Here is an 11,800-nt window from a genome sequence, read left to right as displayed (position 1 = left end):
GGATGATCACCCTTTGAGAGCGCCGGACATGAACCCGCGGACGTAGTGCCGCTGGAGGGCGAGGAAGAGCAGCACGCAGGGCAGAGCGAGGACCACCACGCCGGCCTCCGTCGCGCCGTAGTCGACGATGCCCATGACCTGCTGACGCATGTTCGCGACGGCGAGCGGGAGCGGCGCCTTGTCGGAGTCGCTGATCAGCACGAGCGGCGTGATGAAGTCGTTCCAGGCGGCCAGGAACGCGAACAGGCCCACCGTGATCAGGCCGGGTTTGACGGCCGGGACCAGGATGTGCCGCAGCGCCCGGAACGAGCCGCAGCCGTCGATCAGCGCTGCCTCGCGCAGCTCGGCGGGGATCGCCTCGAAACTGATCCGCATCATGAAGACGGCGAACGGCAGCTGGAACATGGTGAGCACGAGCGCGAGCCCGATCAGCGAGCCCTGCAGGCCGAGCTGGTTGAGCAGGACGTAGAGCGGGATCAGCAGTGTCGCGTACGGAACCATCAGGATCGCCAGGGTCACCAGGAACAGCACGTTGCGCCCGGGGAAGCGGAACACCGCGAACGCGTACCCGCCGAACACGCTGACGACCAGGGTGAACGCCACGGTCAGCAGCGACACGACCGCCGAGTTGAGCAGGTACTGCCCGATCCCGGCCTGATAGTTGGCGAGGGTCTCGTAGTTGCCGAAGCCCCAGCCGTCGGTCTGCGCGGTCCCGGCCTGCGGGCTGACACTCGCGACGGCGGCCCAGGCGAGCGGGAAGAGGAAGACGATGGCGAGGCCGCCGGCGAGCACGTGCTGCGGCGTACGGATCAACAGCGAGCGCATCAGCTCTCCTTCTCGCGCAGGCCACGGAACTGGATCACGTTGACTACCAGCAGGACGCCCAGGACCAGCACCGAGAGCGCGGCGGCCTTGCCGAGGTTGTTCTGCCCGAAGAAGGCGAAGTTGTAGACCAGCTGCACGATGGTGAGCGTGCTGTTGTCCGGACCGCCCTTGGTCAGGATGTAGAACTGGTCGAAGGCGAGCATGGACCCGGTGACGCAGAGGATCGCGCAGAGCGCGAGCGAGCTCTTGAGCAGCGGCAGCGTGACGTACCGGAAGGTCTGCCACCGGTTGGCGCCGTCGAGCCGCGCCGCCTCGTAGACGTCGCCGGAGATGCCCTGCAGCCCGACCAGCAGCAACAGCATGTAGAAGCCGGCGAACCGCCAGACGATCAGGACCACCGTGGACCAGAGCGCCGCGGTCGGCGTGCCGAGGAACGAGTCGATGCCGAGGAACTCCAGCGGCGTGCTCTGCGGCGAGTACAGCGCGTAGAACAGCAGCGACGCCGACGCCAGGCCCAGCGCGCTCGGCACCAGGAACGAGGTGCGCAGGAAGCCGGTCCACCGGTTCGCCTCCTGGACCAGCATCGCCAGCCCGAGCGCGAGACCGAGAAGGATCACGGTGGTGACGACCGTGTACTTGATCGTGAACCAGACCGCCGGCCAGAACAGGCGGTCGTCCAGGACATCGGTGAAGTTCTCCGGCGCGTTGACGCCGCGGTTGCCGGCGAACAGTCCCCAGTCCGAGACCGACATCTGCCCGACCAGCAGGATCGGCGCGACGAAGAAGATCAGGACGAAGAGGGCGGTCGGCGCGGCGTAGGCCCATCCGGTCAGCGCCTGCCCGCCGCGCCGCTTCCGGTTGCGGGGGGTGCCGGGCGGCGCTGTCGCGCCTTCCGGCGGTTTGGTGAGGGTCGTTGCAGGTGCCATGCGTGCGCTTCTCTCTCGGGTACGGGCACAGCAGCTTCCTTGGCTACGGGCACAGCGGCTTTCTTGGGTACGGCACAGCGGCGCCGGTTCGTGCGGGTTCACGTGGCGTCCCGGCGCCGCTCGCCGGTGGTGGCTACCTCGCTACTGACCCAGCACGCCGGTGACCGCGCTGTTGTCGGCGGCCAGCGCTCCGGCGTCGCCGTAGACCTGGTTGCGCAGCAGGGTCACCCAGGGGCTGCCCGGAGCGTTGTACGCCTGCTGGAAGTTGACAGCGAACGGCGTCTTGCTCTGCGGCTCGGCGGCCACCTTGTTGATCATGGCGACCCGCGGGTCCTTGGCCGCGTACTCGTTGTCGGCCAGGTCGCTGCGCGCCACCGAGCTGTCGTTGGCGGCGAGCACGCCGACCTGCGCGTCCTCCGAGGTCAGCCAGGACAGGAAGTTCCACGCCTGGTCGGACTTCGCGGAGTCCTTGGAGATGCCGATGCCGTCGCCGCCGACGAACGTCGACTGGCCGCCGCTGACGCCCGGGATCGGGGTGACGCCGACGTCGACGGTCTTCGCGGCCGTCTTCAGCAGCGTGGCCGGGTACGGCATCACGCCGATCTTGCCCTCCTGGAACGCGGCGACCCAGGTGGCGCCGGTCTCGTCCTTGGAGCCGGGGTGGACCGCGCCGGCCGTCTGCAGGTCACGCCAGGTGGTGTAGACCTTCTGCGCGGCCGGGCCGTCGAGCAGCGCCTTCGTGCCCTCGGCGTCCATGACGTCCTCGCCGCTGGCCCAGACCATGGGGAACCAGGTGAAAACGTTGCAGCCGCCGCAGTTGCCGCCGAAGTAGGTGCCGTAGGTGTCCGGCTTGTTCAGCTTCTGCACGGCCAGGGCCTGAGACTTGAACTCGTCGAGGGTGGTCGGGCCCTTCTCCGGGTCGAGGCCGGCCTCCTTGTAGAGCTCCTTGTTCCAGAAGATCACCGAGAGGTCGAGGACGAACGGCAGGACGTACTCCTTGCCGTCGTAGGTGCCGGCCTTGACGTGCCCCTGGTTGATCTTGTCGGCGTACGGCAGCTTGTCGATCCGCTCGGTCATGTCACTGAACAGACCGGCCTTCGTCCAGTTCGGCACGTAGACGATGTCCGCCGCGAACAGGTCCGGCAGGTCGCCGCTGCCGGCCGCCGCGCCCACCTTCGCGACGTAGTCGTCGTTCGGGACGATGGTCAGCTTCACCTGGTTCTTGTGCGACTTGTTGTACGCGTCGACGAGCGCCTTTGCCTGCAGCTCCAGCGGCGCCCGGGTCCACAGGGTCAGCTCCGAGCCGTCGTCGGTGCCCTCCGCCGTGATCGGTCCGGACGATCCGCCCGCCTCGTCGCCGCTCGATCCGCAGGCCGCCATCGTGGCGATCAGGCCCAGTGCCGCCAGCGACGCGACCGCTCTGCGGTAGCCCTTGGTTATCCGTGTCCTCACTGTGTTCCTCCTCGAAACCGCGTTTCGGACTTATGTTTCGGAGTTGCCACCGCATGGGCTAGGCTGATCGCTGCCCCGCGCGGTAGATCAGCAGGTAAAAGCGGTGATGTGGCGATCGGATCGGTCGCCGAAAAGGTTTTCAGAAACGTAATGCTGTGGAGATTTTCTTGTCAAGAGGTTCGACAGTGGGCGATGCACCGGCCGACAATCGTCCCGATCGGAGGCGAGGCGTGGAGACCATGGGGGCGGCGGCCAACCGTGCCGTCACGCTGCGCGACGTCGCCCGGCTCGCCGGGGTGTCCGTCGCGACCGCGTCGAAGGCGCTCAACGGCCAGCCCCAGGTCCGGGCCGAGACACGCGCCCGGGTGGTCAAGGCCGCCGAGCAGCTGTCGTTCTCGCCGAACACCCTCGCCCAGGGCCTGATCACCCAGCGCAGCGGCACGGTCGGGCTGCTCACGTCCGACCTGGAGGGCCGCTTCTCGATACCGATCCTGATGGGCGCCGAGGACGCGTTCGGCTCCGACCAGACCTCGGTCTTCCTCTGTGACGCCCGCGGCGACGCGATCCGCGAGAAACACCACCTGCGCGCCCTGCTGTCCCGCCGGGTCGACGGCCTGATCGTGGTGGGCGCCCGCCCGGACACCCGGCCGTCACTGGGCCGGGACCTGCCGGTGCCGGTCATCTACGCGTACGCGCCCTCCGACGACCCGGCCGACCTGTCCCTGGTCACCGACAACGTCGGCGGCGGCCGGCTCGCCGTCGACCACCTGCTGCGCTGCGGCCGCCGCCGGATCGCGCACATCACCGGCGACCCCGGTTACGGCGCCGCCCAGGACCGCGCCCGCGGCGCCCTGGACCGTCTGGCCGAGGAGGGTTTGTCGCTGGCCGGCGGCGAGGTCTGGTTCGGCATGTGGTCCGAGGCGTGGGGCCGCGGCGCCACCCGCATGCTCCTCGACCGCTGCCCCGACGTCGACGCCATCTTCGCCGGCTCCGACGAGATCGCCCGAGGCGTCCTCGACGTGCTGCACGAGGAACGCATCGACGTCCCCCGCCAGGTCGCCGTGATCGGCTTCGACAACTGGCAGGTCCTGGCCGCGAACGCCCGGCCGCCCCTGACCACGGTGGACCTCAACCTGGAGCAGCTGGGCCGGACCGCGGCCCAGCGCCTGTCCGCGGCGATGGACGGCACTCTCTCCTCCGGGGTGGAGACCCTCCCGGTCCGCCTCCTGACCCGCGAGTCCACCGCCCCGCTGCGCTGACCACTCGGCGGTGCCACGCGCCGCCAGGCCCACTCACTGTCGCCTGCTGCCGCCTGCTGTCGCCGGTGCCGCGATCTTGGCGATTTACCTCGCCCAATACGGGCGTCCCAATACGGGCGTCCCAGTACGGGCCGCATTCGCCAAGATCTGGCTGGCGCGTGCGGTTTCCGCCGGAGGTCGGACAGCCGCGGGTAAACAGCAAATGCAGGCCGCGCGCCCAGCCGACCGGGTGCAGGCAGCGCGCCCAGCCGACCGGGTGCAGGCAGCGCGCCCGCCCGACGGCGAACGTCGGGCGGCGCGCGGCGGCTGCTGCTCGCGTTCGGGCCGCTCAGGGTTCCAGGATCGACCGCAGGCGCTTCGCCTCCTTCGTGACTCGGGTGGAGCCGGGGCGGGCGGCTGCCTCGGCCAACCCGGGGATGAGCTCGCCCGTCACGCCGAGCGTGACGGCCACCTGGCTCGCCAGCTCCAACAGGTCCGGCACGGTTCGCACGGTAGTGGTCAGCAGCGGAGGCAGAGCTGCCACCAGCAACTCCCACACCGCGACCGATGCGCCGGCGCGGTGCATGCCGGCCAGCGCGGGCAGCACTCGGGTCAGCCTGATCGTCCCGTCGCCGCCGAGATCGGCCAGAGCCGTGCCGACCAGGGACGCGAAGGACGCACCTTCGCCCGGTGAATCGCCGATGCCTTCGCGAGCAGCGGGGGCGGCCGGCACTGCGGGGGTGAGGGTCGGTGGCCGGGTCGCGGCCAGGGTCAGGAACATGTCGACGGCGGCGGCGCGGTCCGGCTCGTGTTCGGCGGCGAGGGCGTAGGCGAGCGCGTACGCCACCGCCGGACCGACCGGGCCGGTGCACTCCGCCAGCAGCGGGAACAGGTTGCGGGCGGTGTTCCGCTGGTTCTGATCGGCCGGCGAGGCCACGTCGGCGAGGGCCCACGCGGCGGCGGCCTCCCGGTGGTGCGGGAGGACCATGGCGAGGATGTCCTCGGTGCCCTCGAAGTTGCCGGGCAGGTAGACCGGGTGCTCGACCGGTGTCAGCGTGAGCAGCTGGCGTTCCAGGCGCAGGCCGCCGTCGCGGGCCGGGCGCAGGGTCGCCACGATCCTGCGTGGCACCGGCGCGTCCCAGGTCCAGCCGCCGTCGCGGCCTCGTTCACCGGGCTTGGTGACGGGCGCGCTGATCGGGTCGGGCAGGCCACCGCTGGAGAGCCACTGCGCGAACTGCCGGCCGGCCGGTGACGTCAGCCGGGCGGCGCGGGCGGCCACCAGGTCATCGGCGGACCGGGCGGCCACCAGATCATCGACGGCTTGGGGAGCCACCAGATCATCGACGGCGCGGGCAGCCAGGTCGCCGGCGCCACGGGGCACCCGGAGCAGCGCCTGCTCGAAGTCGAACGGCCAGGGCTGCCAGCCCTCGGCCTCGGCCCGCTGGAGGCGTTGCAGCAGCACGCCGGCGTCGACGCTGCCGTTCACGTGGGTCGGCGTGGCGACGATCATGGGGACCATCGAGCCGGTCAGGTGCACAGCGACCTCGGCGACCCGCAACGCCAGCACCCCGTCGGGCTGCGGGCTCAGCGGCGAGTGCGGATGCCCGCGCCGGCCCTCCTGCCAGGCGACCCGGACGGCGGCGGCGAGTTCCCGGCGGGTGGGATCGTTTCCGCCCCGGCCGGCGGGACCGGTGGCGGACCGGATCGCCAGGCCGAGGCTGACTAACGGTGAGCCGGCGTTCCATCGGCTCGGCTCGAACCAGCCGGCATATCTCTCGATCACCGGCAGCAGGGTCGCCGCCAGGGTCTCGCGGTCGCCGTCGGTGTGGAGGGCGACCAGGGCGGCGAGGACCCGCTCCCAGCCGACCGCGGTCTGATCGTGGACCAGGGCGGCGAGCTCCTCGGCGAACTCGGCCGCGTCGGCGATCGGCGGCGGCATCGCCGCGACGGCAGGCGGCCGCATCGCCACCATGGCAGGCGGCCGCATCGCCACCATGGCAGGCGGCCGCATCGCCACGACGGCAGGCGGCGGCACGCCCTCGCGGGCCCGGGCCGCGACCGCCGCGGGGAGGGCGGGCTCGGCGCCGAGGTCGCCGATCCACGGCAGGTTCAGAGCCTCGGCGAGGGTGCGGAAGAGGGCGGACTCGTCCCGGTTCCACGTGTTGAGCGCGGGCCGGCGCAGCACCGTGGCGGCGCGGGCGGCGCTCGGCGCGGTGCCGGCGACGGCGAGGGCGTAGACGGTCCGCGCGTCCATGCCGGGGTCGGCGGGCAGCGCCTTGACGCCCGCCTCCACCACCGGCGCGGCGGCGGCGCGCTCGGCGGGCGTCGCCGACGCCAGCAGCCGGATCAGGGCGGCCCGGTCGTTGCGGCGGGCGAGCCGGTCGATGGTCTCCCAGGTCAGGCTCATGCTGGCACCCCGACCCGCGAGGCGGGGACGATCCGGACGGCCAGGGCGCAGGCCGCGGCGAGACGGGGTCTCCGGGCGACTTCGGCGACCGCGAGCAGGCCGGTCGCCGCGGCGCCCGGGTCGGTGAGGAAACCGGTGTTGAAGCGGGGGTGCGCCGCCGGACCGCCGGAGGTCTGGAGGGTGAGGCCGTCGTCCAGAGTCGACGAGCCGAGGTGCGAGTACGCCGCGGAAACCATGCCCGAGAACCTAGAGACCCGGTACGACAGTTTCAGGCGGCCGATCGCGCGCCCTCCCGGCGAGCCTGGTCGAGAAGCGCCTCCAGCCGGCGGCGGCGATGCCGGGACCGGGCGCGCAGGGCCGGCCCGAGAAGTGCCGCCGCCACCAGCAGGAGCAGCTGTGGCCACGGCACCACCCAGGTGGTGACGGTCGCCGAGGCGGCGGCCGCCGAGCTGAGCTGGACCGTCGTCCGGATCGGGCCGAGGCCCCACACCCCGTCGATCCGGGTGGTGGCGGCCGCGTCACCGCCGGGCAGGAGTTCGGCGGGCTGCTCCGGACGTTCCGCCGACAGCAGCCCGAAGAGCTCCGACGCAGACACCTGCCCGGCCACGTCCAGCCGGACGTTGCCGGTGTTGGCCGCCTGGTGGGAAACGGTCAGCGCCCCGGGCACGAACGGATTCCACGATCGCTCGAAAGCGGCCGACACCCCGCGCAGAGCAAGCGCCGGCCGCACCTCACCGGACGCGCGCAGCAGGACCCGGAACCCCACCCGGCTCTCCACCTGCACGGTCCCCTGCCGGCCGGCCACCGACGCGGCGATGCCGGCCGGGTGGTCGCCGGGCGTCGCGTCCTCCGGAACGGTGATCGTGAACGGCACCACCGCGGTCTGGCCGGCGCCCACCGTGACGGTGTCCCGCACCTCGATCCAGGTGCCGCCGTCGGCCGACGGAGAATCCGACGGCAGCATGTTGAACCGTCCCTTGTCGGTGAGGTACCCGTCGGCGGCGGTCAGCCTGAACTCCGCGGACGTGTCGCTGAAGTTGCGCACCGCCAGGTGCTCGGTGACGACCTGACCGGGGTCGAGGGTGCGCTCCACCCAGCGACGGCCGTCCGGACCGGCGGCGGTCGCCGGCTGCACCGTCCAGGTGAGCTTGGCGGGTTCGGCCGCTGCGGGAGTCGCGGGCAGGACGAGGGCGGCGGCGAGAAGCAGAACGACGACACGTCGCATGGCGGCTCCAGGATCGGGCGGGGTGCGATCGGCTGAAGGAAGCCGACCTCCTGAAGGGGCCGGCCGGAGCCGGCCCCGCGATCGAAGACGTACTACTCGAAGAGGGACAGGGTGAGAGTGGCCGTGTAGGAGCCGGCCGCCACGTCGGCGGGCGTGTGCAGGTCGAGGCCGGCGTTCACCTGGTAGGCGCCACCGGTCACCGCCGACGAGTCGTACGTGGAGACCAGCAGCTCCTGGTCGACCAGGCCGACGTTGTTGCCGGGCTGGGTCGGCTCGTCCACGGACGGGACCACCTCCTCGCCCTCGGCCACCAGACCGGTGTCCCCGCCGTCGATCAGGCGCGGCTTCCAGCCCAGGTGGCCGGCGGAGATCGGCGCGCGACCGGGCGCCGTGAAGTCGCTGGAACTGCCGAGCACGGCCCACGCCGAGCCGTCCGGGATCTCCGCCGGCGTGCGGGTGTCGGTCACGGTGACGGTCGGCAGCGTGCCGGTGAACCGGCGGACGGTCAGGTCGGAGCCGTTCTCCGTCAGCGCCACCGCGGTGCCGGCGACGGTGAGCGCGAGGACGCCCGGCTCGCGGATCTCGGTGATGTCGACGGTGACCTCCACCTCGGCGTCGCCCGGGTCGGCGAGCGCGGACGCCGGCAGGGCCGCCACGCCGGTGAGCGCCACGATCAGCGCCACGGGGATTCGTGCCTTCATCGATGTCTCCTTAGCAGGTGAGTGCGGGGTAGGTGGCGGTGACGCCGTTGGCCGAGGCGGTCCCGGACGGCATCGCGGAGACCCGGGAGGGGAAGCTCTGATAGGCCTTGCCGCCGGCGGCGACCCGGGTGAAGACCTTCTTCCCGTACGGGGTGACGACCTCGATGTCAGCCGGGGCGTCGTCGTCGTTGCGGGCCGTGACGGCGACATAGGCCTTGTCCGCGATGCAGCGCGACTGCGCGGTGACGGTGATCGGCGCCGCCGGGGTCTCGTCGGCGAAGACCCGCCATTCGGTGACCGCCACCGCGGAGTACGTGACGCCGTTCCCGTTCGCGCTGATCGTGGCCCGCAGCCGTGACGTGGTCACCGGCTCGAAGCCGACACTGTTGAACGCCGTCGTGCTGGTCCCGTAGGAGCCGGCGCCCGTCACGTCCTGCCAGGCCGTGCCGTCCCACCACTGGAGCCGCCAGCTGTCCGGCGCGGCGACGCCGTCCCCGGTGCCCGGGCCGGAGTCGCGCCAGAACTTGAGCTCGGCGCCGGTGAGCCGGATCGGCCGGGACCAGTCGTACTGGATCCACTGGGTGGCCGGGCGGGCGCCGGACCAGGTGCCCCAGATCTGGGCCTGTGCCGGGTCGGCCGGGTCGGCGTCGTCGTTGAGTCCGGTGACGCTGTTCCAGCCGGCCGTGTAGGACGCGGTCGGCACCCCGATCGGCGCGATGTTGCCGGTCAGCGGCGCGGACAGGTCCGCCGGGATGACGATCGACCTCGCGGTCCCGGTGTTGCCGGCCTTGTCGACGGCCCGGTAGCCGACCGTGTGCTTCCCGGCGCCGGGCGGCGTGATCGGGCCGGAGTACGCCGTCCACGGCCCGGTCCCGATCGCGTACTCCACCCGGTCCACGCCGGAGGTGGCGTCGGTGGCCGTGACAGTCACCCGCCGGTCCGCGAGAGTGGCAGTGCTCGACGGGTTGGTGGCGTCGATGCCGATCTCGGTGGTGACGGGCGGTGAGACGTTGCCGGCCCGGTCGGTCGCGGTGGCGGTGACCGTGTGCCGGCCGTCAGCGGTGACCGTGGTGTCGGCGTGGCGCGCGTTCGCCGTGGTCACGGCATCGGCGCTGCCCACTCTCGTGGTGATGGTCATGCGTCCGCCTCGATCGTCGGAGGCGTTCACCCGTACCCGGACCGGGGAGCGGAACCAATCGGCGGCGCCCGCCGAACCGCTCGGGGTGACCACGACGGCGGGTGGGGTGTCGTCCCCTTCGGTGTCGCCCGGCGAGATCACCCGCACGGTCGCGGTGATCCGCCCGGCGGCGTAACCGAGGACGCTCCCGGTGGTGGTGACGGTGCCCGGCCGGGCTACGTCCTGCGGCGTAAGCCCGTCCCAGTACACCGGCAGGCGCAGCGTCTCGGTTCCGAAGGCGACCGGGATCGTGGCGGGCAGCTCGGTCTCACCCACCTCGACCGTGATCGCCGGCGGGGTGACCGAGGCCGGCTGGGCGGCCAGGACCTTCCACTCCTCGACGGCGACCGCGGAGTACGTGCTGCCGTTCGTCGACGCGTCGAACACGGCCCGGACCTGCGTGGTCGTCACCGCGTCGAACGTCGTGTCCTGGAAGCCCCGGGTGCCGGTGCCGTATGCGCTGGGATTGGGCACCTCGGTCCAGGACGACCGCGTCGCGTCCCAGTACTGGATCCTCCACGTCGCCGGCGCGGCGACACCCACACCGGTCCCCTGCGGCTGGTCGTTCCAGAACTCGATCTGCGAACCGGAGATCCGCATCGGCTGGTCCCAGGTGTACTGCACCCACTGCTGGGCCGGGTTGCTGCCGGTCCAGGTGCCCCACATGTCCGGCGGCAGCGGGTTGGCGCGCACGATCTCGTCGTTGAGCGACTTCACCCAGTACTGCGTCGGGACCGGGTCGGTGGAGACGGTGACCGTGGCGGCCGGGGCGATGTTGGCGCGCGGCGTGCGATCGGCGGTCCTCGCCGGCGTCCGCACCACCTGCTTGATCCGCGGCGGCGACTGGGTGTCGTCCCACTCGACTCTGTCGATCGCTACCGACCTGCGGAAATGGCCGCCACCGACGGCGTCGGCGGTGTGGTAGACCATCTGCCACTGACCGTTGAACTCGATGATGCCGGGGTGGCTGGTGGTCGACGAGACCGGGGTGAGGATCGTTCCCCGGTACGTCCACGGGCCCTCCGGTGACGACGACGTGGCGTAGGCGATGCAGGCGTGGTAGTTCGCCGGAGTACACGCCGAGGCGGGCCCGGCGTCGTTCCCGGCGTACGCCAGGTAGTAGGTGCTCCCCCGCTTGAACAGCCACGGCGCCTCGAAGTACCCGGTCAGGCCGGTGACGGTCTGCTGGGTGCCGACCGGCGTCCTCATGTCGGCCCGGAACTCCAGCCGGCGCAGCTGGCCGAATGTTCCCCAGTAGACGAACACCCGCTCGCCCTCGACCAGGATCGTCGGGTCGATGTTCTCGATGGTGTTCGCCGCCGGTGTCCGCTGGGAGATCAGCGGCCCGCCGACGTGGTCGGTCCACGGGCCGGTCGGGGTGTCGCTCACCGCGACGCCGATGGCGAACGTGTTGGCGGCCGTCGAGTCGCGCTCGCTGACCGGGACGTACCAGTAGTACCGGCCGTCCGGGCCGCGGACGACCTGACCGGCGTACGCCCGGCCGGGAGTAGCCCAGCTGAAGACGTCCTCCGGTCGCATGAGTGACGGGTAGTGGGTCCAGACGCCTGCGGCGACATCGCTCGTGGCGAGGGCGCCCCACTCGTTCATGACGAAGTCGTTGACGGCCGGACCCGCCTCGTCGTGTCCGGTGTAGACCAGCAGGTTGCCGTCCGCGACCAGGGGCGCCGGGTCGGCGCTGTAGTAGGAGCCGTCCTTGATGATCGGATTCGTGGTGCTGGTGAGGGTGTAGGAGTCGGCGGCCCGGGCCGGGGCGGCGGGTGCTGTTGCCAGCAGACCCGCCGCGACCAGCCCGGCGACCGCTGCGCTGAGCAGTCTCACGGGATTCTCC

Annotated in this window: 9 protein-coding genes; 1 reads left to right on the top strand and 8 read right to left on the bottom strand. The window is 71.8% G+C overall.

From position 1 onward, the window contains the following. Window positions 1–6: 6 nt before the first annotated feature. The 3 genes from AB0F72_RS22720 to AB0F72_RS22710 form a co-directional block, all read right to left on the bottom strand. The gene (locus AB0F72_RS22720) at window positions 7–825 is read right to left on the bottom strand and encodes a carbohydrate ABC transporter permease (RefSeq protein ID WP_360434718.1); all 819 of its coding nucleotides are present in this window, start codon (window positions 823–825) and stop codon (window positions 7–9) included. Further along, complete coding sequence (locus AB0F72_RS22715; RefSeq protein WP_360434715.1) at window positions 825–1,751, bottom strand: sugar ABC transporter permease; 927 nt, start codon at window positions 1,749–1,751, stop codon at window positions 825–827. Before AB0F72_RS22715 ends, AB0F72_RS22720 begins: the two co-directional genes overlap by 1 nt. Before the next feature lie 141 nt (window positions 1,752–1,892). Next, window positions 1,893–3,203, bottom strand: a complete 1,311-nt coding sequence (locus tag AB0F72_RS22710) for a sugar ABC transporter substrate-binding protein (RefSeq protein ID WP_360434712.1) — start codon at window positions 3,201–3,203, stop codon at window positions 1,893–1,895. A gap of 239 nt (window positions 3,204–3,442) precedes the next feature. On the opposite strand from AB0F72_RS22710, the gene AB0F72_RS22705 reads away from it, so the two are divergent. Then, window positions 3,443–4,462, top strand: coding sequence for a LacI family DNA-binding transcriptional regulator (locus tag AB0F72_RS22705; RefSeq protein ID WP_360434846.1), 1,020 nt, complete (start codon window positions 3,443–3,445; stop codon window positions 4,460–4,462). 328 nt (window positions 4,463–4,790) lie between these two features. On the opposite strand, the gene AB0F72_RS22700 is transcribed toward AB0F72_RS22705, so the two are convergent. From AB0F72_RS22700 to AB0F72_RS22680, 5 genes are all read right to left on the bottom strand, one after another. Then, window positions 4,791–6,848: a hypothetical protein gene (locus AB0F72_RS22700; RefSeq protein WP_360434709.1), complete on the bottom strand. Its 2,058-nt coding sequence runs from the start codon at window positions 6,846–6,848 to the stop codon at window positions 4,791–4,793. Next, the gene (locus AB0F72_RS22695; RefSeq protein WP_360434706.1) at window positions 6,845–7,084 is read right to left on the bottom strand and encodes a hypothetical protein; all 240 of its coding nucleotides are present in this window, start codon (window positions 7,082–7,084) and stop codon (window positions 6,845–6,847) included. Before AB0F72_RS22695 ends, AB0F72_RS22700 begins: the two co-directional genes overlap by 4 nt. Before the next feature lie 32 nt (window positions 7,085–7,116). Beyond that, the gene (locus tag AB0F72_RS22690) at window positions 7,117–8,073 is read right to left on the bottom strand and encodes a hypothetical protein (RefSeq protein ID WP_360434703.1); all 957 of its coding nucleotides are present in this window, start codon (window positions 8,071–8,073) and stop codon (window positions 7,117–7,119) included. 92 nt (window positions 8,074–8,165) lie between these two features. Then, a complete protein-coding gene (locus tag AB0F72_RS22685; RefSeq protein WP_360434700.1) occupies window positions 8,166–8,774 on the bottom strand; it encodes a hypothetical protein in 609 nt (202 codons plus the stop codon). A 10-nt stretch (window positions 8,775–8,784) separates the two neighbouring features. Next, the gene (locus tag AB0F72_RS22680; RefSeq protein WP_360434697.1) at window positions 8,785–11,790 is read right to left on the bottom strand and encodes a family 43 glycosylhydrolase; all 3,006 of its coding nucleotides are present in this window, start codon (window positions 11,788–11,790) and stop codon (window positions 8,785–8,787) included. Between the last annotated feature and the right edge of the window lie 10 nt (window positions 11,791–11,800).

The sequence above is a fragment of the Actinoplanes sp. NPDC023936 genome, assembly GCF_040639325.1.
Classification (GTDB): Bacteria; Actinomycetota; Actinomycetes; order Mycobacteriales; family Micromonosporaceae; genus Actinoplanes.
The sequence above is the reverse complement of the archived record's forward strand: the minus strand, read 5'-3'. Positions and strand labels throughout refer to the sequence as shown.